Origin of the sequence: Saccharopolyspora sp. 6M (genome assembly GCF_020176775.1) — a bacterium.
GTDB classification, from domain to species: Bacteria; Actinomycetota; Actinomycetes; order Mycobacteriales; family Pseudonocardiaceae; genus Saccharopolyspora_C; species Saccharopolyspora_C gregorii.
Genome location: NZ_JAIUJZ010000153.1, coordinates 1 through 22,208, shown reverse-complemented (window position 1 = coordinate 22,208; position 22,208 = coordinate 1). Strand labels below are relative to the sequence as shown.

Here is a 22,208-nt window from a genome sequence, read left to right as displayed (position 1 = left end):
TGCGCACCGCCGGTCAGCGGCTCCCGGACCAGCGGGGCGCCGTTCAGGGCTTGCCGGGCTGGGCTTCCGCCGCCGGGTCCTGGCCGATCGTGATGCGCCAGCGGGTGGCGCGGGTGGCGGCCGTGGTCAGGGCGGTGAGCGCCAGCCGCCGCACCGCGGGGTCGACCTCGTCCGGCGCGGTGTTCTCCAGCACCGCGCGCCAGCCGATCGCGCACTCCCGCTCGGCGACGACGAGCGCGCGGATGGCCGAGCCCTCGTCGGTGACCCGGTCCGGCAGCGAGTAGGCGGGCGCGGCCGCCGGGGGAGTGGCTCCGGTGGCGCTGATCAGGCGCTGCGCTTCGTCCCGGTGCCCCTCGTGGACTCCGGTGGCCTCGGCGACGGCCGCCTGCACCTGCGAGCGGGTCACGAACGCGGTCACCAGCTCGTAGGTCCACACCGCGGCGTTCTCCGCGTCCAGCGCCGCGTTCACGGCGGTCTTGGCCTCGTCCGGCAGTTCTCCGCTCACGCCAGCACCTCCGCCAGGCTCGCGCAGCTCGCCGAGATCGATCCGGTCAGCCCCGCCCGGTAGCCGGGCAGGCTCGGGCACAGCTTCGCGGCGGCCTGCTCCGCCGCGGCCAGCGCCTGCTTCAGCGCGGCCTGCGCCTCGGGCGGCGAGGCGGGCACCTGCGCGGCGGGAGCCCGGTGCTCGCGGGGCTCGTCGGGCGGATCGAGGCGGTCGATCTCCTGCTGCAGCAGCCGCGCGTGCTCGGCGCGGATCTCCGCCACCGCGCCGGCGCCCGCCCCCAGCGAGGGGTGGCTGCGCGCGACGCCCTGCGCCAGCGCCGCATCGGACCGGGCGGCGGTCGCGAGGGCCGTCAGCGGGTCCGGCGCGTCCTCGCCGCTCGCGCACGCGGCGCTCACCGCGGCCACCGCGGGCAAGGCCGCCAGCAGCCGCAACACCGCGCGACGTCCGATACGCGCAGACCCGTTCGAGTGACGGGAGGGGAGGGGGGCTCGCACGCTGATCCATCCTGCCAGGCAGGCCCCCGGCCGCCGCGCTGGGCCGGACGGAGGCCATGCCGCGCCGTGCCTGGAACCGACCAGATAAGCTGGACGACCGCGGCCCGCGCGCCCAGCGCCGGACGTGGGTTTCGCGAGTCCGGCCGAAGGCGGCGCCGCCCGAACCGGGCGTCGCCGGACCGCCCGGCCCGATCACCTCCGAAGTGACCCGATCATCCCCGAATCTAGGAGTGCCAACGTGTCCAGCCCGCCGCGCGATGAGGCCGTCGCGCTGCTGGAGCCCGTCGTCGCCGACGCCGTGTCCCAAGCCGGTTTCGACCTCGAGGAGCTCGACGTGCAGCAGGCGGGCAGACGCCGCCTGGTGAAGGTCGTCGTGGACTCCGACGACGGGGTGGGTCTCGACGAGATCTCCGAGCTGAGCCGAGCCGTCTCGCAAGTGCTGGACGCGCACGAGCACGTGCTCGCCGGGGCGTACACCTTGGAGGTGACCTCGCCCGGCACCGACCGACCGCTGACCAGGCCCCGGCACTGGCGCCGCGCCCGGCACCGGCTGGTCAAGATCAAGCTCTCCGGCGGCGGCGACCTGACCGCGCGCGTCGGAGCCGCCGACGACGAAGGCGTGCAGGTGCTGGCCGACCAGCAGATCCGCACGCTGGCCTACCGCGACATCGAGCGCGCGGTGGTCGAGGTGGAATTCCAGCAGCCACCGGCGCAGGACCTCGTCCTGCTCAAGCGGGCGGCCGACGGCCCGGAAGGCGACGACCGGGAAGACACGGAGGAGTCGAGGTGAACGTCGACATCGCCGCGCTGCGAGCGATCGAACGCGACAAGGACATCCCGTTCGAGACGGTCCTGGAAGCGATCGAATCAGCGCTGCTGACGGCATACCGGCACACCGAGGGGCACCAGCAGCACGCCCGGGTGGAAGTGGACCGCAAGACCGGCGTGGTGCGGGTGCTCGCGCACACCCTCGACGCCGAGGGCGAGGTCGAGGAGGAGTGGGACGACACGCCCGAGGGCTTCGGGCGGATCGCGGCGACCACCGCGCGCCAGGTCATCCTGCAGCGGCTGCGCGACGCCGAGCACGAGCGCACCTTCGGCGAGTTCTCCACCAAGGAGGGCGAGATCCTCGGCGGCGTCGTGCAGCGCGACGCCAAGGCCAACTCGCGCGGCATGGTCGTCGTGCAGGTCGGGGACAGCGAGGGCGTCATCCCCGCCGCCGAGCAGGTGCCGGGCGAGCGCTACGAGCACGGCACGCGCGTCAAGTGCTACGTCGTCGGCGTCTCCCGCAGCGCCCGCGGCCCGCAGATCACCCTGTCCCGCACCCACCCCAACCTGGTGCGCAGGCTGTTCGCGCTGGAGGTCCCGGAGATCGCCGACGGCACCGTCGAGATCCCCGCGGTCGCCCGCGAGGCCGGTCACCGCTCGAAGATCGCGGTGCGCTCCGCGGTCGGCGGCGTCAACGCCAAGGGCGCCTGCATCGGCCCGATGGGCGCGCGGGTGCGCAACGTGATGAGCGAACTGGGCGGCGAGAAGATCGACATCATCGACTTCTCGGAGGACCCCGCGACGTTCGTCGGCAACGCGCTGTCCCCGGCCAAGGTGATCTCGGTGGAGGTCGTCGACGAGCGGACCAAGACCGCCCGCGTCGTCGTCCCCGACTTCCAGCTGTCGCTGGCCATCGGCAAGGAGGGGCAGAACGCCCGCCTCGCCGCCCGGCTCACCGGATGGCGGATCGACATCCGCAGCGATGCCGACCCGGCCTCGCCGACCACCTCGGCGGGCCAGGCCGTCGCGCCGCCTGCCGGTGGCGCGCCGGGCGTCGACGAACTGCCCGCGGTCGGTTCCGCGGAGTGATCTGACGGCCCGCCGACGCCCGGCACCGGGTTCGCCGCCACCTCGGTGGCGGACTCGGATACGAGCACTGGCGGCGGCGGGTTAGAATCATTGGTGGCTCGACGCGAGGGGAGCGAGAATCCGCACGACAACGTCCGGTACGCACGGCGAACGCCGTGATCAAGGGCCGGTTCGCACCTGTGTGGGATGTCGCGTCCGGACGTCGGCCGCCGAGCTGCTGCGAGTGGTGGCCGAGGACGGTTCCGCGGGTCCCGCGGTCGTCCCCGATCCTCGAAGCAGGCGACCGGGTCGAGGCGCGTGGTTGCACCCCGATCCCCGTTGCCTGCGGCTCGCCGAGCGACGTCGGGCGTTCCCCCGCGCACTTCGCGTGCCGGGGCCGCTGGACCTCTCCGCCGTGCAGGGACACCTGGGCTCCACTCCGGAATCCGGGGAGCTCGCGGCGAGCGGCTCATCACCAGACCGACGCGGGAACCGCCCGCGCGGAAGCAGTAAGGAAGCAGGTCGACCCGTCATGAATCAGCCGTGAAGCTGAAGACATGAACGCGCATCGGCGATAGGACGAGGTCGAGCGGGACTGCCGCCCGGCCTCACCAGATGAGGAGTGCAGTGGCAGGCAAGGCCCGCGTGCACGAGCTCGCTAAAGAGCTCGGTGTGACTAGCAAGGAAGTTCTCAACAAGCTCGCCGAGCAGGGCGAGTACGTCAAGTCCGCGTCGTCCACCGTGGAAGCCCCGGTGGCGCGCCGACTTCGCGACGCGTACCCCAAGGCAGGCAAGCCCGGCGGTCGCTCCGGCGGGGCGAAGCCCGCGCCGCCGCGCAAGCCCGAAGGCCAGTCCGGTGACGGCGCGCCCAAGCCCGGTCCGAAGCCCGGTCCGCGGCCGCAGGCACCCGCCCCGCAGTCCGGTGACCAGCAGGGCGGCGGCCAGCAGTCCGCTGACCAGCCGGCCCCGGCCGGCGCGCCCAAGCCCGGTCCGAAGCCGGGCCCGAAGCCCGGTCCGAAGCCGCCGGCCCCGGAGACCGCTCCGTTCGAGCAGGCTCCCGCCGCGCAGGCGTCCGCCGGTCCGGCCGAGGCCCCGGCCCCGCAGCAGGGCGGCGAGCAGCGTGCCGCCGCGCCGCGTCCCGGTGCCCCGAAGCCCGGCCCCCGGCCCGGTCCGAAGCAGGAATCCAAGCAGCGCGGCGACGCCGGTGACGGCACCGTCCCGCCGAAGCCGCAGGGCGCCAAGCCCAAGCCCGGCCCGCGCTCGCCGCGCGTCGGCAACAACCCGTTCGGCGTCGGCTCCGGCTCCCCGGCGCAGCGTCCGCCGCGTCCCGGTGGTGCCGGTGGCGGTCAGCAGCGCCAGGGCGGCGGCCAGGGCGGCCCCGGCCGCGGCGGTCCGCAGGGGCAGCGCCCCGACCGCGGTGGTCAGGGCGGCGCCGGTACGGCTCCGGCGGCCGGTTCTCCCGCCCCGCGCGGCGGCGGTGAGGGCGGCGGCAACCGTCCGAACCCGGGCATGATGCCCCCGCGTCCGAACCCCGGCATGATGCCGTCCCGCCCGGCCCGCTCCGGCGGTCCCGGTGGACCCGGCGGTGGCCGCGGTGGCGGTCGTCCCGGTGGTGCCGGTGGCGGTCGTCCCGGTGGCGGCGGTGGCCGTCCCGGTGGCGGTGGCGGCGGTTTCCGCGGCGGCCCCGGTGGTGGCGGCGGCGGTGCTCCGGCCGGTGGGCCTCCCGCCGGTGGTGGCTTCCGCGGTCGTCCGGGCGGTGGTGGCCGTCCCGGTGGTGGCGGTCGCGGTGGCGCGGCCGGTGCCTTCGGCCGTCCCGGTGGTCCGGCGCGTCGTGGCCGCAAGTCCAAGCGGCAGAAGCGCCAGGAGTACATGGACAACATGCAGGCGCCGTCGGTGGGCGGTGTCCGGCTGCCGCGCGGCAGCGGCGAGACGCTGCGCCTGCGTCGCGGTGCTTCGCTGACCGACTTCGCCGAGAAGATCAACGCCAACCCGGCTTCGCTGGTGCAGGCGATGTTCCACCTCGGTGAGATGGTCACCGCGACCCAGTCCGTCTCGGACGAGATCCTGGAGCTGCTCGGCCAGGAGATGAACTACCGGGTCGAGATGGTCAGCCCGGAGGACGAGGACCGCGAGCTGCTGGAGTCGTTCGACATCAGCTTCGGCGACCCGGACAGCAGCGAGGAGCAGCTGGCCGCCCGGCCGCCGGTGGTCACCGTCATGGGTCACGTCGACCACGGCAAGACGCGCCTGCTGGACACCATCCGGAAGGCGAACGTGCAGGCCGGCGAGGCCGGTGGCATCACCCAGCACATCGGTGCCTACCAGGTCGTGACCGAGCTGGAGGGCAACGAGCGCCCGATCACCTTCATCGACACCCCCGGTCACGAGGCGTTCACCGCCATGCGTGCTCGTGGTGCGAAGTCCACGGACATCGCCGTGCTGGTGGTCGCCGCCGACGACGGCGTCATGCCGCAGACGGTGGAAGCGATCAACCACTCGCAGGCCGCGGGCGTGCCGATCGTGGTGGCGGTCAACAAGATCGATGTCGAGGGTGCGAACCCGGACAAGATCCGCCAGCAGCTCACCGAGTACAACCTGGTGGCCGAGGAGTACGGCGGCGACACCATGTTCGTCGAGATCTCCGCCAAGCAGGGGACCAACATCGACGGTCTGCTCGAGGCGATCCTGCTGACCGCGGACGCTTCGCTCGACCTGCGGGCCAACCCCGACATGGAGGCCCAGGGCGTGGCGATCGAGGCGCACCTGGACCGCGGTCGCGGTCCGGTGGCCACGGTGCTGGTCCAGCGCGGTTCGCTGCGCGTGGGTGACTCGATCGTCGCGGGCAACGCGCACGGCCGGGTCCGCCGGATGATCAACGAGCACGACGAGGACGTCGCGGTGGCGATGCCGGCGCGTCCGGTGCAGGTCATCGGGTTCACCTCGGTGCCCGGTGCCGGTGACACGTTCCTGGTCGTCGACGAGGACCGGGTGGCGCGGCAGATCGCCGACCGCCGGGGTGCTCGCATCCGGGAGGCGCAGAACGCCGCCAAGCGCAAGCGCGTCAGCCTGGAAGACCTGGACAAGGTGCTCAAGGAGACCAACCAGCTCAACCTGATCATCAAGGGTGACAACTCCGGTACCGTCGAGGCGCTGGAAGAGTCGCTCATGAAGATCGAGGTGGGCGAGGAGGTCGAGCTCCGGGTCATCCACCGCGGCGTCGGTGGCATCAACGAGTCCGACATCAACCTGGCCACCGCGGAGAACACCATCGTCCTGGGCTTCAACGTCCGGGCCGAGGGCAAGGCGGCCGAGGTCGCCAACCGCGAGGGCGTGGAGATCCGGTACTACTCGGTGATCTACCGCGCGATCGAGGAGATCGAGCAGGCGCTCAAGGGCATGCTCAAGCCCGAGTACGAAGAGGTCGAACTCGGCAAGGCGCAGGTCCGCGAGGTCTTCAAGTCCTCGAAGGTCGGCACGATCGCCGGTTGCATGGTCACCGAGGGCATCATGCGTCGGAACGCCAAGGCCCGGCTGCTGCGCGACAGCGTGGTCGTCGCCGAGAACCTCAGCCTCAACTCGCTGAAGCGGTTCAAGGACGACGCCACCGAGGTCCGCGACGGGTTCGAGTGCGGTCTGACGCTCGGCTCCTACTCCGACATCAAGGTCGACGACATGATCGAGACCTACGAGATGCGGGAGAAGCCGCGCAACTGATCCGCTACCGCCGGGGGTCGTCCGTCGTGGGCGGCCCCCGGTGGTCGTGCTGGTGCGTGGTGATCCGAGGAGCGAGCTGATGTACGTCGGTGCGCTGGAGCTGGACGTGCTGCTCGGCGACGTCCACTCGTTGAAGCAGAAGCGCGCCGTGGTGCGGCCCGTCGTGGCCGAGCTGCGGAAGCGCTTCGACGTGGCCGCGGCGGAAGCGGGCGATCAGGACCTGCACCGCCGGGCGCTGATCGGGGTGAGCGCGGTCTCCGGCGACGCCTCGCACGTGCGCGAGGTGCTGGACGCGTGCGAACGCGCCGTCGCCGCGCGCCCCGAACTGGAACTCCTGTCGGCCCGGCAGCGGATGCTGGGGCCGGAAGACTGACGGGCCCTGGCGGGTTCTCCCCACGAGGGAACCTGCCCGGTCGCCCGCACCGCCCCGCGGCCGGCAGCCCGGGAGCCCCGCCGCGGCGGCTCGACCGCCGGTGGCGCGGACACTGTTCACGCCCGGACCACCGGGCGCAGGATCGACGGAGGAGGTGCGCCGTGGCCGATACGGCGCGCGCCCGCAGGCTCGCGAAGCGCATCGCGCAGATCGTGGCCTCGGGACTGGAGTACGAGGTCAAGGACCCGCGGCTGGCGATGGTGACGATCACCGACGCCCGCGTCACCCCGGACCTGCGGGACGCCACGGTGTACTACACCGTGTTCGGCGACGAGAGCGACTACGCGTCGACCGCCGCCGCCCTGTCCAGCGCCACCGGCGTGCTGCGGTCCCGGGTGGGGGCGCAGACGGGCGTGCGGTTCACCCCGACGCTCACGTTCGTCGCGGACACCGTGCCGGACGACGCCCGCCGGATGGACGAGCTGGTCGCGCGGGCCAAGGAGGCCGACGCGGAGGTCGCCCGGCTGGCTTCGGGAGCGGAGCACGCGGGGGAGGCGGATCCTTACCGTGCGGCACCGGAGGACACCGCGGATGACGACGAGGAAACCGCAGGTGACGAGCCGTCGACCGGCGAGGATGCCGATCTGCGGCATCGGCCACAGAGTGGTTGAACCGCCCGCGCGGATGCGGTGCGTTGAAGGCGGCACCGCGGTCGTGCGGTGCCGTTCGGCGTGGAGGTGAACCCTGTGGACGGGCATTCCGGAACCGCTGCGGAGCCGACGCCGGATGAGGTGGCGGCAGCCGCGCGGCTGCTCGCCGACGCCTCCGACGTGACGCTGCTCGCGCACGTCAACCCGGACGCCGACGCGCTGGGCAGCGCGCTGGCGCTGGGCCGGGCGTTGCGCGCCCGGGGGGCGCGGGTCCGGGTGTCGTTCGGCCACCCGGCCGAGGTGCCCGCGTCGCTGCCGATGCTCGACGCCGACGGCCTGATCGTCCCCGCCGCCGAGGTGCCCGCGGCGGCACCGCTGCTGGTGGTGTGCGACGCGGGCAGCCTGCAGCGGTTGGGGGCGCTCGCCGACCGGGTCCGGACCACGATCGACGCGGGCGGCTCGGTGCTCGTCGTCGACCACCACGTGGCGAACCCGCGGTTCGGCACGCACCACGTGATCGACGAGACGGCCGTGGCGACGGTCGTGCTGGTGCTGAGGTTGCTCGACGAGCTCGGCGCCCCGCTGGACCTGCCGATCGCGCGCTGCCTGTACGCGGGGCTGGTCACCGACAGCGGCCGGTTCCGGCGGGCCACGGCGGCCACCCACCTGATGGCGGCGCGGCTGCTGGAGGCCGGGGTCGATCCGGATGCCCTGACCCGCTCGCTGATGGACACCCACCCGTTCGCCTGGTTGCCGATGCTGTCGGAGGTGCTGGGCCGGGCCGCGCTGGAGCCCGCGGCGGCGCAGGGGCTGGGGCTGGTGCACGCGGAGGTGCGGCTCGCGCAGTCCGGCGACGTGCGCAGCGAAGAACTCGACGGCGTGATCGACATCGTGCGCACCACGGCGGAGGCCGAGGTGTCGGTGGTGCTGAAGGAACTGGCCGCGGATCGCTGGTCGGTGTCGTTGCGCGCGGACAGCAAGGTCGACGTCGGCGCGGCCGCGAGCCTCTGCGGCGGTGGCGGTCACCGGCTGGCGGCCGGGTTCACCGCCGACGGGTCGGCCGACGACGTGCTCGACTCGGTCCGCGCGGCGCTGGAGCAAGCCCCGCTGCTCGGCTGACCGAAGGTCAGGTGCGCCGGCGGGCGCGGAACGCGGCCACGTGCACGCGGTTCGCGCAGCGCGCCGAGCAGAACCGCTTCGCCCGGTTCGTGGACGTGTCCAGGAAGTACGTGCCGCAGCCCGCGGCCTCGCACCGGCCCCACCGGTCCATCCCGTGCAGCACGACGCCTTGCGCCAGGCCCCAGGCGGCCGCGGCCGCGACCTCGGTGGCGGGTGGCGCGTCGGGCCCGGCCACGTGCACGTGCCAGCGCGAACCGTGCCCGGACAGCCGGGGGTGCGGTGGGTGCCGCGCCAGCAGGTCGTTTACGGCGTCCTGCGCCCGCGCCGCGGCTCCGGCCAGCAGCGCGTCCAGCGCGTCCCGCAGGCCGGCCGCCACCGTGCGCAGCACCGCCAGGTCCTGCTCGTGCACCCGCTCGGACCACCACGGCTCGTCGTGCAGCGCCGCGCGCAGCCGGTCCAGGTCGGTGAGGTCGGCGTTCGCGAGCCGCAGCGCCAGCTCCGCGTAGTCGGCGCTGTCCATCCGGGCTCCTCACCGCTAGCCTGCGTCAGGGTCGAAATGCGGTTTCATAGCTTACCGGGAGGATGTCGTGAGCGAGGTCGCCGAACGGGTGCCGGTGCGGACGGTGCTCGGATTGGCCGTGCCCGCGCTGGGCGTGCTGGCCGCCGAGCCGCTGTACGTGCTGGTGGACACCGCCGTCATCGGTCACCTCGGGGCGGTGCCGCTGGCCGGGCTCGCGCTCGGCGGCACCCTGTTCACCCTGGTGTCCAGCCAGCTCACGTTCCTGTCGTACGGCACCACCGCCCGCACGGCCCGGCTGCACGGCGCCGGTCGCCGCAAGGACGCCGTCGCCGAAGGCGTGCAGGCCACCTGGCTCGGCATCGCCGTCGGCGTGCTGCTGCTGGTGCTGGCGCAGCTGTTCGCGGTGCCGGTCGCCGAGCTGCTCGCCGGGGAAGGCCCCATCGCGGACGCGGCGGCGAGCTGGTTGCGGATCGCGCTGCTCGGCGCGCCGCTGGTGCTGATCACGATGGCGGGCAACGGCTGGATGCGCGGGGTGCAGGACACCCGGCGCCCGCTGTGGTTCGTGCTGGCGGGCAACGGGACCTCGGCGGTGCTGTGCCCGCTGTTCGTGTACCCGCTCGGGTGGGGGCTGGAGGGGTCGGCGGTCGCGAACCTGATCGGTCAGAGCATCGCGGCGGCGCTGTTCCTGCGCGCGCTGGTGGTGGAGCGGGCCGGGATGCGCCCCGATCCGGCGACGATGCGCGCCCAGCTGGGCATGGGGCGGGACCTGGTGCTGCGCACCCTCGCCTTCCAGGCGTGCTTCCTGTCGGCGACCTCGGTCGCCGCCCGCACCGGCGCGGACGCCGCCGCCGCGCACCAGGTGGTGTGGCAGCTGTGGTCGTTCCTGGCGCTGGTGCTGGACTCGCTGGCGATCGCCGCGCAGTCGCTGGTCGGCGCGGCCCTCGGCGGTGGTGCGGCGCAGCGCGCGAAGGGCGTGGCGCGGCAGGTCAGCTGGTACGGGCTCGGGTTCGGGGTGCTGCTCGGCCTGGTGTTCGCGGCGCTCGCCGCGGTGCTGCCGCGGGTGTTCACCAGCGATGCGGCGGTGCTCGCGCAGCTGCCGAACGCGTGGTGGTTCTTCGTGCTCCAGCAGCCCGTCGCCGGGGTGGTGTTCGCGCTGGACGGGGTGTTCCTCGGCGCGGGCGACGCGCGCTACTTGCGCACCGCGACGATGCTCAGCGCCGCCGTCGGCTACCTGCCGCTGATCTGGTTGTCGCTGGCCTTCGGCTGGGGGCTCGCCGGGATCTGGACCGGGCTGAGCCTGTTCATGGTGCTGCGGCTGATCACGCTGCTGCTGCGGGCCAGGTCGGGGAAGTGGGCGGTCGTCGGGGCCGCCCCGGCCTGAGCCGGCGTCGCCGCCTGGGCGGGGTCGCTGCGCGACGCGCGGACGCGGTCGGGGAGGATTGCCAGCCGTGTCCGAGCACTCCCGAACAGCACGCAACCGTCCCGCCGTCCCGCCCGGCCTGCTCGTGGTGGACAAGCCCTCCGGCATGACCTCGCACGACGTGGTGTCCCGCGTGCGCCGCATCATGGGCACCCGCAAGGTCGGCCACGCGGGCACCCTCGATCCGATGGCCACCGGGGTGCTGGTGCTCGGCCTGGAACGGGCCACGAAGCTGCTCGGGCACCTGGCGCTGGACACCAAGGCGTACCTGGCGACGATCCGGCTGGGCGCGGCGACCAGCACCGACGACGCCGAGGGCGAGGTGCGGTCGCGGACCGACCCGTCCGGGGTGACCGAGCAGGCCGTCCGGGACGGCATCGCCGAGCTCACCGGGGACATCCAGCAGGTGCCGAGTTCGGTGAGCGCGGTGAAGGTCAACGGCAAGCGCGCCTACGAGCTGGCCCGCGAGGGCAAGGACGTGGAACTGGCCGCGCGACCGGTCACCGTCTCCCGGTTCGACCTGCTGGCGCTGCGCGAACCGGCCGAAGCCACCGGTGAGCCGGACGAGGACCGGTTCGTCGAGCTGGACGTGCTCGTGGAGTGTTCCTCGGGCACCTACGTGCGCGCGCTGGCCCGGGACCTCGGCGCCCGGCTGGGCGTCGGCGGCCACCTCGGTGAGCTGCGCCGCACCCGCGTCGGCCCGTTCGGCCTGGCGACGGCCCGAACCCTGGAGCAGCTGGAGGCCGAGCCGGGCCTGTCGATGGACCTGGACCGCGCGATCGCCACCGCCTTCGCGCGGCACGACACCGACGCGGTCACCGTCCGGGCCCTCATGCACGGCCAGACGATCCCGGCGACCGGCGTCGCGGGCACCTGCGGCGTGTTCGGCCCGGATGGCCGGGCGGTCGCGCTGGTGCAGGACCAGGGGCGGACCGCGCGGCCGGTGCTGGTGCTGACCCCGGCGGGCTGAGCGGCCGATCGGGAGGCAACCAGTAGGCTTGCCAGCCGTGCAGCGTTGGCGCGGTTTGGAGCAGCTCCCGGGCGGTTGGGGCCGGTGCGTCGTCACCATCGGCGTCTTCGACGGGATCCACCAGGGACACCAGCAGTTGATCACGCACGCGGTGCGGGCGGCGCGCGAGCGCGGCATCCCCTGCGTGCTGATGACGTTCGACCCGCACCCGGCGGAGGTGGTGCGGCCCGGCAGCCATCCCGCGCAGCTGACCACGTTGCGGCGGCGCGCGGAGCTGGCCGAGCGGCTCGGCGTGGACGTGTTCTGCGTGCTGCCGTTCACCGCGGAGCTGTCCCGGATGCCCGCCGACGAGTTCGTGCACGAGCTGCTGGTGGACCGGTTGCACGCGGCCGTGGTCGTGGTGGGGGAGAACTTCACGTTCGGCCACCGCGCCGCCGGTGACATCGAGCTGCTGGCGCAGCTGGGAGAGCGGTTCGGCTTCGAGGTGGCGTCGGACCGGCTGCTCAGCGGCACCACCGAACGCGCCGACGGCCCGTCGGAGGCGCCGGTGACGTTCTCCTCGACCTACATCCGGTCCTGCATCGACGCCGGGGACGTGGTGGCGGCGGCGTCCGCGCTGGGTCGCTACCACCGGCTGGAGGGCATCGTGGTGCGCGGCGCCGGGCGCGGCGGCAGCGAGCTCGGCTTCCCGACCGCGAACCTGTCCAGCCCGGAGCATTCCGCGGTCCCCGCCGACGGCGTGTACGCGTGCTGGTTCACCCACCGGCGCCGCGGGTCCGCCGAGCCCGGCGAGACGCTGCCCGCCGCGGTCTCCGTCGGCAGCAACCCGACGTTCTCCGGTACGGAGCGGACGGTGGAGGCGTTCGTGCTCGACGTGGACGCCGACTTCTACGGGGAGCACGTGGCGCTGGACTTCGTGCGCAGGCTGCGCGGGATGGAGCGCTACGACTCGGTGGAGGCGCTGATCGAGCAGATGGATCAGGACGTCGTGGACACCCGTGAGATCCTCGGTGCTCGTGGCTGATCGACCCGCTGGGGGCGGGGCAATTCGCCGAACCGGTCCGGTGCGGCGCGATGGCCTGGCAGTATTCAGTACCGGTCGCCCCGGGGAACGTTCCGGTGGCGGCGATCGACGGTGGCACCGGGGGAGCTGAGGTGGCGGAACACAAGAGCGTCCAGCGCAATCTGGCGCTGCAGCGCGAGTGGTACGGCGAGCCGTTGGGCGATCGGGTTCGGCGGCTCGTGGTGGCGTTCCGGATCTCGCAGGCCCAGCTCGCCGAGGTGCTCGGCATCAGCGCACCGATGCTCAGCCAGGTGATGAGCGCCCGCCGCGCCAAGATCGGGAACCCGTCGGTGCTGGCGAGGCTCGTGATGCTGGAGCGCAAGGTGCTGGTGCCGGGCGTGGCCGCCGGCGAATCGGAGGCGATCCAGGCAGCGCTGGCGGACGTGCGCGACTCCCGGCCGTCGGTGGGCCGGGACACGCTGCCGGTGCGGGCGGCGAACGGTGAGGAGGCGGCGTGGCCGGTGCTGCGGGGTGCGGCGAAGCCGAGCGAGCTGGAGGCAGCGGCCGCGCTGATCGACGGCCGCTACCCGGAGCTGGCGGGCCTGCTACGCCGGGCCGCCAACGGCGAACCGGCCTGACCCGGCGGCCCCGGACCGGCGGGGCGGGCGGATGAGCGGGAGCGCGCCGCCGCGGTTGTTCACCGCGGTGCGGCCGCCGCCCGCCGCGGTCGAGCACCTCGCCGCCGCGCTCGGCGAGATCCCGCACGACCAGCGGTTGCGGCGGTTCCGCCGGACGGATCCCGCGCAGTGGCACCTGACGTTGTGCTTCCACGGCCCCACCGACCCGGCGCCGCTCGCGGCCGAGCTCGACCGCCGGGGGCCCGCGGCCGGCCCGGCGCCGCGACTGCGGCTGGCCGGTGCGGGCACCTTCCGCGGGGTGCTGTGGATCGGCGTCGAGACCGCCACCGACGCCGACACGCGCGGGCTGCACGAGCTGGTGCGGATCGCGGGCGGGGATCCCGGCGGGTTCCGGGCGCACCTCACCGTGGCTCGGTGGAACGCGGGCCTGCCGGACCCGGCGCGGCTGATCGGGCCGCTCAGCGGGTACGCGGGCCCCTGGTGGGCCGCCGCCGAGGTCGAGCTGGTGCGCAGCGACCCGGGGCCGGCCGGTTCGGAGCACCGCGTGCTGCACGTGGTCCCGGTGCCACGCCGGGCGGCAGGGGACCAGGGTGGACCGTTCGGCCCCTGATATCCTGACCGCGGATCCGGCTGTAGTCCGTGGCGGCCGAATCCGGTGTGCCGATACCCGGCGTGCACGCGACCAGCGTGCCCGTGACCAGCCCGCGCCAGTGGAGACACCGGCCCGGGGCGTCCGACCGGCGGAGCCGCTCCGGCGGCCGCGCGAGCTCGGGACTGGGGGCGGAGCTCGGGGAGCTCCCGGCGACCTGGACCCCAGGTCGCGTCCGGGATCGGGACGGCGATCTCCGGTGTGGACCGCCCGGGGCGCGCGACGTGGCGATGGCCGTGAGTCGTGTCCGGTGCGTTCCGCACCCGGTGCCCGTCCCGGCTCCGAGTTCGAGACCGGCGCACCAGCAGCACTTGACACGGCACGCGAAACAAGGAGAGTCAGTCGTGGCGCTGTCCACTGAGCAGAAGAAGCAGATCCTCGCCGACTACGGTCTGCACGAGTCCGACACCGGTTCGGCGGAGGCCCAGGTGGCCCTGCTGACCAACCGGATCTCGGGCCTGACCGAGCACCTCAAGCAGCACAAGCACGACCACCACTCGCGTCGTGGCCTGCTGCTGATGGTCGGTCGCCGCCGCCGGCTGCTGAACTACCTGACCAAGGTCGACATCGAGCGCTACCGCTCGCTGATCCAGCGGCTCGGTCTGCGTCGTTGACCTACGTCGGGGGAGCGTTCCACAGTGGAGCGCTCCCCCGATGCACAACCGAATGCACGAAGGCGGGCCACCAGGCTCGCGCACGCACGATCCGGGTCCACGCCCACGGCGGGTCATCATCCGCCGGTCCTCGGTAGTGGCCCCCGGGCGCATCCCGCCCGGTGGCTTCGATCGATGACCGGCCTCGTCGGAAAGATTCCCCCGCACGACCGTGGACCCCTGAAACTAGGAGTTCCACTTGACACAGGCCCACAACGTCGACGAAGGCGTCTACGAAGCGACCGCGGTGCTGGACAACGGTGCCTTCGGCACCCGCGAGGTCCGGTTCGAGACCGGTCGGCTGGCCAAGCAGGCCGCGGGCAGCGTCGTCGCCTACCTGGACGACGACACGATGCTGCTGTCGGCCACCACGGCCTCGAAGCACCCCAAGGACAACCTCGACTTCTTCCCGCTGACGGTGGACGTCGAGGAGCGGATGTACGCCGCGGGCCGCATCCCCGGCTCGTTCTTCCGCCGCGAGGGTCGTCCCTCCACCGACGCGATCCTGACCTGCCGGTTGATCGACCGGCCGCTGCGCCCGTCCTTCGTGGACGGCCTGCGCAACGAGATCCAGGTCGTGGTCACGGTGATGAGCCTGGACCCGAAGGACCCGTACGACGTGCTCGCCATCAACGGCGCGTCCGCCTCCACCCAGCTGTCCGGCCTGCCGTTCTCCGGCCCGGTCGGCGGCACCCGGATGGCGCTGATCGACGGGCAGTGGGTGGCCTTCCCCACCTACGAGCAGCTCGAGCGCGCGGTGTTCGACATGGTCGTCGCCGGTCGCATCGTCGGTGACGACGTCGCGATCATGATGGTCGAGGCCGAGGCCACCGACAAGACGATCGACCTGGTCGGCCAGGGCGCGCAGGCGCCCACCGAAGAGGTCGTCGCCGCCGGCCTGGAGGCCGCGAAGCCGTTCATCCGCACGCTGTGCCAGGCCCAGCAGGCGCTGGCCCAGGCCGCGGGCAAGGCGACCGCCGAGTACCCGCTGTTCCCCGCCTACCAGGACGACGCCTACAGCGCCGTCGAGGGCGCCGTCTCCGCCGACCTGGCGCAGGCGCTGTCCATCGCGGGCAAGCAGGAGCGCGAGAACCGGCTCGACGAGATCAAGCAGGTCGCGCTGGAGAAGGTCGGCATCGAGGAGGGGCAGCCCTTCGCCGGTCGCGAGAAGGAGATCGGCGCGGCGTTCCGCTCGCTGACGAAGAAGCTGGTCCGCCAGCGGATCATCACCGAGAAGGTCCGCATCGACGGTCGCGGCCTCACCGACATCCGCAGCCTCTCCGCCGAGGTCGGCGTGGTGCCGCGGGCGCACGGCTCGGCCCTGTTCGAGCGCGGCGAGACCCAGATCATGGGCGTGTCCACGCTGAACATGCTGCGGCTGGAGCAGACGATCGACTCGCTCGGTCCGGAGACCAGCAAGCGGTACATGCACCACTACAACTTCCCGCCGTTCTCCACCGGTGAGACCGGTCGGGTCGGCAGCCCGAAGCGCCGCGAGATCGGCCACGGCGCGTTGGCCGAGCGGGCGCTGCTGCCGGTGCTGCCCACGCGCGAGGAGTTCCCCTACGCGCTGCGGCAGGTCTCCGAGGCGCTGGGCTCCAACGGTTCCACCTCGATGGGCTCGGTCTGCGCCTCGACGCTGTCGCTGCTCAACGCCGGTGTGCCGCTGAAGGCGCCGGTCGCGGGCATCGCGATGGGCCTGGTCTCCGACGAGGTCGACGGCAAGACGCACTACGTGGCGCTGACCGACATCCTCGGTGCCGAGGACGCGTTCGGCGACATGGACTTCAAGGTCGCGGGCACCAAGGAGTTCGTGACCGCGCTGCAGCTGGACACCAAGCTGGACGGCATCCCGTCCGAGGTGCTGGCGCAGGCGCTGGGCCAGGCCAAGGACGCCCGGTTCACCATCCTGGAGGTCATGGCCGAGGCCATCGGCACCCCGGACGAGATGAGCCCGCACGCCCCGCGCGTCACCTCCGTGTCCATCCCGGTCGACAAGATCGGCGAGGTCATCGGGCCGAAGGGCAAGATGATCAACTCGATCACCGAGGAGACCGGCGCCGAGATCACCATCGAGGACGACGGCACCATCTACGTCGGTGCCGCCGACGGCCCGTCCGCGGAGGCCGCGATCGACAAGATCAACGCCATCGCGAACCCGCAGCTGCCGAAGGTCGGCGAGCGCTTCCTGGGCACCGTGGTCAAGACCGCGGCGTTCGGCGCGTTCGTCTCGCTGCTGCCGGGCAAGGACGGCCTGGTGCACATCTCCAAGCTGGGTCAGGGCAAGCGCATCGGCAAGGTCGAGGACGTCGTCAACGTCGGCGACAAGCTGCGCGTCGAGATCGCCGACATCGACAACCGCGGCAAGATCAGCCTGATCGTCGTCGACGAGGAGGCCGACAAGGCCCCCGTCGGCGAGCAAGCCGACGTCGAGGCTCCGGCGGAAGCCCCCGCCGAGTGATCTCCTGACGCGATGAGATCGGGTCCGCCCGATCATCGGCAGCGAAGCGGCCCGCCCCGGACAGCACGTCCGGGCCGGGCCGTATCGTGTGGCAGGGCGAACGGCGACGAGACCCGGGGACGATGAAGCAGAACCAGACACGTGCGGGACATCTCCAGCGGCCCGGAACCACCCGGGTGCTGGCGACCAGCGGAGCCGAATCGGTGCGGCGCACCGTGCTGCCCGGCGGCCTGCGAGTGGTGACCGAGGAGATCCCCGGCGTCCGCTCCGCCTCCGTCGGCATCTGGGTCGGCGTCGGTTCGCGCGACGAGACCCGGCCGCAGGCGGGGGCCGCGCACTACCTGGAACACCTGCTGTTCAAGGGCACCGCCCGGCGCACCGCCGTGGACATCGCCCAGGAGATCGACGCGGTGGGCGGCGAGCTCAACGCGTTCACCTCCAAGGAGCACACCTGCTACTACGCGCACGTCCTCGACGAGGACCTGCCGCTGGCCGTGGACATGCTCTGCGACGTCGTGTTCGACGCGGTCAACGCCGCCGCCGACGTCGAAGTGGAACGCAGCGTCGTGCTCGAGGAGATCGCGATGCGCGACGACGACCCCGAAGACCTGCTGCACGAGCTGTTCGCCGAAGCGGTGCTCGGCGACCACCCGCTGGGCCGCTCGGTGCTGGGCACCGAGGAGTCCATCACCGAGATGACCCGCGGCCGGGTGCACGGCTTCTACCGCCGCAGCTACGCGCTGCCGAAGATGGTGATCGCGGTCGCCGGCAACGTGGAGCACGGCAAGGTGCTGCGGCTGCTGCGCAAGGCCGTCGGGGACCGGTTGCAGGGCGAGGACGCGCCCGCGCCGCCGCGCACCGGCCGCACCCGGCTGCCCAAGCAGCAGCCGCTGGTGCTGGAGCACGACGACACCGAACAGGCGCACCTGCTGCTGGGCTGCCGCGCGCTGCACCGGCACGACGACCGCCGGTTCGTGCTCGGCGTGCTCAACGCCGCGCTCGGCGGGGGCATGAGCTCCCGGCTGTTCCAGGAGGTGCGCGAGCAGCGCGGCCTCGCCTACTCCGTCTACTCGGCGGTGACCGCCTACGCCGACGCGGGCACCTTCTCGGTGTACGCGGGCTGCCAGCCGGACCGGCTCGGCGAGGTGACCACCGTGATCCGCGACGTGCTCGAATCGGTCGCCGCCGACGGGCTCAGCGCCGACGAGGTCGCGCGCGGGCGCGGCCAGCTGCGCGGCGGGCTGGTGCTCGGCCTGGAGGACACCGCGTCCCGGATGAGCCGCATCGGCAAGAGCGAGCTGAACTACGGGCGGCACCTCAGCGTCGAGGACACCCTGGCCCGGATCGAGGCGGTCACCGCCGAGGACGTGGCGGAACTCGCCGCGGACCTGCTGCGCCGCCCGCTGACCACGGTCGTCGTCGGGCCGTACGAGAACGTCGAGCAACTGCCGGAATCCGTTCGCCGGCCGGAGCACACCAGAAAGGCGGCACGTTCGTGACTTCCCTGGAAACCCCCGTCGCATCCCCGGTGCGGGTCGGCGTGCTCGGTGCGCGCGGCCGGATGGGCTCCGAGGCGGTGCGCGCCGTCGGCGAGGACCCCGGCACCGAACTGGTCGCCTCGATCAACCGGGAAGACCCGCTGCAGCAGCTCGTCGACTCCGGTGCGCAGGTCGCGGTGGACCTCACCCACCCCGACTCGGTGCTGGCGAACGTGCGGTTCTGCGTGGAGAACGGCATCCACGTCGTCGTCGGCACCAGCGGGCTCGGCACCGCGGAGCTGGAGAACATCGGCTCGCTGCTCGCCGAGCACCCGCAGGTGGGGGTGCTGGTGGCGCCGAACTTCGCGCTGGGCGCGGTGCTGTCGATGAAGTTCGCGGAGGTCGCCGCCCGGTTCTTCGAATCGGTGGAGATCGTCGAGCTGCACCACCCGAAGAAGGCCGACGCCCCGTCCGGGACCGCGGCGCGCACCGCCGAGGTCGTCGCGCGGGCCCGCGAGTCGGCGGAGCTGGACCCGGCACCGGACGCCACCACCAAGGAGCTCGACGGGGCGCGCGGTGCGAAGGTCGACGGCGTCCCGGTGCACTCGATCCGGATGGCCGGGCTCGTCGCCCACCAGGAGGTGCTGTTCGGCACCGAAGGGGAGACGCTGACCATCCGGCACGACTCGTACGACCGGCGCTCGTTCATGCCCGGCGTGCTGCTGGCGGTCCGCGAGGTCGGCGGGCGGGCGGGGCTGACCGTGGGCCTCGAATCCGTGCTGGGGCTGTGAATGTCCGAGGGTGAGCGGCGGCGCGGGCTCGGGCCGCGCACCGCGGCGTTCGTGCTGGGCGCGGTGCTGCTGGTGTACCTGGTGCTGATGGGTGGCCGCGCGATCACGATGATCGTCACGGGCCGCCCGGTGTTCGTGGTGCTCGGGTTGGCGATCTTCGTGCTGCCGGTGCTGGGCGTGCTGCTGGTGGTGGACCAGCTGCGCTTCGGCGCCAGCACCGAGCGGCTCGCGCGGCTGCTGCACGACGAAGGTGCGCTGCCGGACGTCTCGCACCTGCCGCGCCGCCCGTCCGGACGCGTCGAGCGGGCGGCGGCCGACGCCTGGTTCGACGAGAAGCAGGCCGAATTGGAGCGCTCTCCCGGCGATTGGCGGTGCTGGTTCGCCGTGGCGCAGGCCTACGACCTGGCGGGCGACCGGAACCGGGGGCGCAAGGCGATGCGCCGGGCGATCGAGCTGCAGCGCGGGGAAGCGGACGCGGAACGGTAGAGCGTCCGGTCCACCCGCGGTACCTGCTTCCGGGTGATCGTCGCCCGCCGACGTTGAATTCCGCAGGTCCGAACCGCGTGGATCTCACGGTTTGGGCGCTTAGTTGACATCGCGTACAGTTGCGCCGCATGATCTAGCGCATGTCCAGGTTCGCCTCTCTGGTGGTCCGCTTGCACGTGGATTTGCAGCACCAGTCCAGCGCCCTCTGTAGTAGTCGCTGATCGGCCGCCGCGCCCGCGCGAAGAAATCGCGAATGGCGTGTTCTGCGAACGTGCCGACCCAGCAGCAGGCCCGCTGAGCAGCGGTTCCAGTCGTCGCTGGTGGTTCGTGCCCGGCCGGGGCGATAGCCCTCGGGGTTGAAGAATTCCCCCGAAAACCATTCCTCCCCAACCGCGGGCGATGCCGCCTGCCTGACTCCGGTGAATTCCGGAGACCAGGTGTGCCCTGAATCGGTTTCGGTCCGAATTCGGCAAACCGATTTTGGGGACACGTGTGTCCGAATCCACAACCACCCGTCCGAGAAGAAACGGTTGCCGAGACCTTGGTGGAACCGAGATGGAGACCGGAGAGAAGATGAGAACCCCCTCGCGCGCATGGCGGAAAGGACTGACCGGAGCGGCCGCCGCGCTGCTCGCGGTCGGCGCCGTCACGCTGCCCGTCGGTGGCACCGACGCCTACGCCGACGTGCAGGTCACCACGCAGCAGGTGCCCGGAGCCGACGGCAAGAACTACACCGTCACCAACCACGTCGTCAGCAAGACCGCCACGAAGGCCGCCGACGGCAAGCGCAAGGAATGGCTGCTGGTGTGGGCCGGTGACGAGAACATCGCCGACACCGCGGTCAAGGACGTCAAGGGCCTGCCCGGGTCGCTCGGCGACGGCCTCGGCAAGGTGCGGGACGCCCTGCCCGGACCGGACTTCCTCGCCGTCATCGACGCCACCAAGGGCTCCGAGACCTACGGCGAAGTCGTCAACACCGCCACCGTCGGCCCGCTGGTGGAGAACGAGCCGCACCACATGCAGTACGTGTGGCACAAGGGCGACACCATCTTCGCCGGTGCGCTGTTCCTCGGCGCCACCTACGCGTTCGACGTCACGAAGCTGCCGAACCTGGAGCTCAAGGGCGTCAGCCTGCCGACCCAGACCCTCGGCGGATCCGTCCCCGACGCGTACTGGACGCTGTCCGACGGCACCTCCTACGGGACCTACATGGGTGGTCCCGTCGTCCCCGGCCCGTACCGGTACGACGACGGATCCGTGCACGTCGGCAACGGGTTCGCGGGCAGCCCCGGCGAGGTCGTCCGGTTCGACCCGAACGGCAAGGTGCTGTCCCAATCGCCCGCGGCGACCCCGCAGGGCGACAACCCGAAGCTGTGCGACAACCTGCCGCAGCTCGGCAAGCCCACCTGCGCCAACCCGCACGGCATCCAAGCCCGCGAGGACCTGAACACGCTGGTCACCAGTGACTACGCGGAACCGCGCAACATCATCCTCGACCCGGTCAAGCAGCCGTCGCCGTACCTGCGCCGGCCGACCGTGCGCACCTGGGACATCTCCGACCGCAACCACCCCAAGCTGCGGGCCGTGTCCTACCTGCCGGACGGGCCGCGCGCCGACCCGGCCGACCCGCTGCACTCCGAGAGCCGCGCCGTGATGGAGACGACCGTCACCAACCTGCCCGGCCACAAGGGGGCGTTCGCCGAGACCATGCAGGGCGGTGCGGTGTTCTACACGCCGGACATCACCGCACCCGCGCCGCGCTGGACGCAGGTCTTCGACGACGGACAGGCGCTCAAGGCCATCGACCCGGCCAACAACGACGCCCGCGGCGGCAGCTCCAACGGCGGCTGGATCCAGACCAGCCCCGACGACAGGTTCCTGTACCGCGCGGTGCAGGGGCGGCAGAAGGGCGCGCTCGGCCCTGACGACCCCGGCTCCACCGGCGGTGTCTACACCCTCGACATCTCCAAGATCGTCGCGGCCGGGAACGACTTCCAGTGCACCATCGACACCGTCGAGAAGGCCGAGAACGGCGGCGGGCAGGACTGCCCGACGCTGGCCGGCGCGACACCCATCAACCCCGGTCAGCCGGGCGCGGGACCGCACTGGGGCGCCTACGACAACTTCACCGAAGGTGCCGACGGGCGGTACGAGGAGACCAAGCAGCCCAGCAGGCTCGCGGTGTCCAACTACTTCGTCGCCCGCTCCGGGCTCGACGGCGACCACAAGGTCAACATGGTCGACCTCGCGCCCGACGGGAAGGTCAGCGTCGACGAGTCCTTCAAGGACGAGGTGACCGGGGAGACCGGGATCAACTTCAACCGGGAACGCTGGCCGCACGGGCCGTTCGGCAACGCGAAACCGCACTCCGAACTGTTCGTCGTCGCCGACGAAGACCTGAAGTGACCACCGCCGCCGGGCGGATCCCCCCGGACCCGCCCGGCGGCC

Annotated in this window: 21 protein-coding genes; 18 read left to right on the top strand and 3 right to left on the bottom strand. The window is 72.6% G+C overall.

From position 1 onward, the window contains the following. Positions 1–43 precede the first annotated feature (43 nt). Positions 44–505 carry a DUF4439 domain-containing protein gene (locus LCD31_RS20015; protein ID WP_224960187.1) on the bottom strand — a complete coding sequence of 154 codons (462 nt, stop codon included), beginning with the start codon at positions 503–505 and terminating at the stop codon, positions 44–46. Continuing rightward, complete coding sequence (locus tag LCD31_RS20010; RefSeq protein ID WP_224960186.1) at positions 502–939, bottom strand: hypothetical protein; 438 nt, start codon at positions 937–939, stop codon at positions 502–504. The genes LCD31_RS20015 and LCD31_RS20010 overlap by 4 nt, the downstream gene beginning before the upstream one ends. Before the next feature lie 298 nt (positions 940–1,237). Here LCD31_RS20010 and rimP point away from each other — a divergent pair, with 298 nt between their 5' ends. From rimP to LCD31_RS19975, 7 genes are all read left to right on the top strand, one after another. Beyond that, positions 1,238–1,789 (top strand): ribosome maturation factor RimP, encoded by a 552-nt coding sequence (gene rimP / locus LCD31_RS20005; RefSeq protein WP_224960184.1) that lies wholly within the window; start codon positions 1,238–1,240, stop codon positions 1,787–1,789. Continuing rightward, on the top strand, positions 1,786–2,856 hold the full coding sequence (gene nusA, locus LCD31_RS20000) for a transcription termination factor NusA (RefSeq protein ID WP_224960183.1): 1,071 nt from the start codon (positions 1,786–1,788) through the stop codon (positions 2,854–2,856). Before rimP ends, nusA begins: the two co-directional genes overlap by 4 nt. 181 nt (positions 2,857–3,037) lie before the next feature. Beyond that, the gene (locus LCD31_RS19995) at positions 3,038–3,382 is read left to right on the top strand and encodes a YlxR family protein (RefSeq protein ID WP_224960182.1); all 345 of its coding nucleotides are present in this window, start codon (positions 3,038–3,040) and stop codon (positions 3,380–3,382) included. Between the two features lie 80 nt (positions 3,383–3,462). Further along, positions 3,463–6,549 carry a translation initiation factor IF-2 gene (gene infB, locus LCD31_RS19990; RefSeq protein WP_224960181.1) on the top strand — a complete coding sequence of 1,029 codons (3,087 nt, stop codon included), beginning with the start codon at positions 3,463–3,465 and terminating at the stop codon, positions 6,547–6,549. A 79-nt stretch (positions 6,550–6,628) separates the two neighbouring features. Beyond that, positions 6,629–6,922, top strand: a complete 294-nt coding sequence (locus tag LCD31_RS19985; protein ID WP_224960180.1) for a DUF503 domain-containing protein — start codon at positions 6,629–6,631, stop codon at positions 6,920–6,922. Between the two features lie 161 nt (positions 6,923–7,083). Next, positions 7,084–7,593, top strand: coding sequence for a 30S ribosome-binding factor RbfA (gene rbfA, locus LCD31_RS19980; RefSeq protein WP_224960179.1), 510 nt, complete (start codon positions 7,084–7,086; stop codon positions 7,591–7,593). A 120-nt stretch (positions 7,594–7,713) separates the two neighbouring features. Beyond that, positions 7,714–8,691: a bifunctional oligoribonuclease/PAP phosphatase NrnA gene (locus LCD31_RS19975; protein ID WP_224960193.1), complete on the top strand. Its 978-nt coding sequence runs from the start codon at positions 7,714–7,716 to the stop codon at positions 8,689–8,691. 7 nt (positions 8,692–8,698) lie between these two features. On the opposite strand, the gene LCD31_RS19970 is transcribed toward LCD31_RS19975, so the two are convergent. Continuing rightward, positions 8,699–9,211 (bottom strand): CGNR zinc finger domain-containing protein, encoded by a 513-nt coding sequence (locus tag LCD31_RS19970; protein ID WP_224960178.1) that lies wholly within the window; start codon positions 9,209–9,211, stop codon positions 8,699–8,701. A 67-nt stretch (positions 9,212–9,278) separates the two neighbouring features. Between LCD31_RS19970 and LCD31_RS19965 the strand changes: the two genes are divergently transcribed. From LCD31_RS19965 to LCD31_RS19915, 11 genes are all read left to right on the top strand, one after another. Further along, positions 9,279–10,592: an MATE family efflux transporter gene (locus LCD31_RS19965; protein ID WP_224960177.1), complete on the top strand. Its 1,314-nt coding sequence runs from the start codon at positions 9,279–9,281 to the stop codon at positions 10,590–10,592. A 67-nt stretch (positions 10,593–10,659) separates the two neighbouring features. Further along, the gene (truB, locus tag LCD31_RS19960; protein ID WP_224960176.1) at positions 10,660–11,601 is read left to right on the top strand and encodes a tRNA pseudouridine(55) synthase TruB; all 942 of its coding nucleotides are present in this window, start codon (positions 10,660–10,662) and stop codon (positions 11,599–11,601) included. A 37-nt stretch (positions 11,602–11,638) separates the two neighbouring features. Next, positions 11,639–12,625 carry a bifunctional riboflavin kinase/FAD synthetase gene (locus LCD31_RS19955; RefSeq protein ID WP_224960175.1) on the top strand — a complete coding sequence of 329 codons (987 nt, stop codon included), beginning with the start codon at positions 11,639–11,641 and terminating at the stop codon, positions 12,623–12,625. Between the two features lie 131 nt (positions 12,626–12,756). Further along, positions 12,757–13,242 carry a helix-turn-helix transcriptional regulator gene (locus LCD31_RS19950; RefSeq protein ID WP_224960174.1) on the top strand — a complete coding sequence of 162 codons (486 nt, stop codon included), beginning with the start codon at positions 12,757–12,759 and terminating at the stop codon, positions 13,240–13,242. Between the two features lie 31 nt (positions 13,243–13,273). Then, positions 13,274–13,852 (top strand): 2'-5' RNA ligase family protein, encoded by a 579-nt coding sequence (locus LCD31_RS19945; protein WP_224960172.1) that lies wholly within the window; start codon positions 13,274–13,276, stop codon positions 13,850–13,852. A gap of 383 nt (positions 13,853–14,235) precedes the next feature. Further along, complete coding sequence (gene rpsO, locus LCD31_RS19940; RefSeq protein ID WP_224960170.1) at positions 14,236–14,505, top strand: 30S ribosomal protein S15; 270 nt, start codon at positions 14,236–14,238, stop codon at positions 14,503–14,505. A gap of 238 nt (positions 14,506–14,743) precedes the next feature. Further along, on the top strand, positions 14,744–17,005 hold the full coding sequence (locus LCD31_RS19935) for a polyribonucleotide nucleotidyltransferase (protein ID WP_224960167.1): 2,262 nt from the start codon (positions 14,744–14,746) through the stop codon (positions 17,003–17,005). A 122-nt stretch (positions 17,006–17,127) separates the two neighbouring features. Continuing rightward, positions 17,128–18,504, top strand: a complete 1,377-nt coding sequence (locus LCD31_RS19930) for a pitrilysin family protein (RefSeq protein WP_224960165.1) — start codon at positions 17,128–17,130, stop codon at positions 18,502–18,504. After that, positions 18,501–19,274, top strand: a complete 774-nt coding sequence (gene dapB, locus LCD31_RS19925) for a 4-hydroxy-tetrahydrodipicolinate reductase (RefSeq protein ID WP_374201671.1) — start codon at positions 18,501–18,503, stop codon at positions 19,272–19,274. The genes LCD31_RS19930 and dapB overlap by 4 nt, the downstream gene beginning before the upstream one ends. Then, positions 19,275–19,760, top strand: coding sequence for a hypothetical protein (locus LCD31_RS19920; RefSeq protein ID WP_224960163.1), 486 nt, complete (start codon positions 19,275–19,277; stop codon positions 19,758–19,760). Between the two features lie 573 nt (positions 19,761–20,333). Then, positions 20,334–22,166: a hypothetical protein gene (locus LCD31_RS19915; RefSeq protein ID WP_224960161.1), complete on the top strand. Its 1,833-nt coding sequence runs from the start codon at positions 20,334–20,336 to the stop codon at positions 22,164–22,166. Positions 22,167–22,208 lie beyond the last annotated feature (42 nt).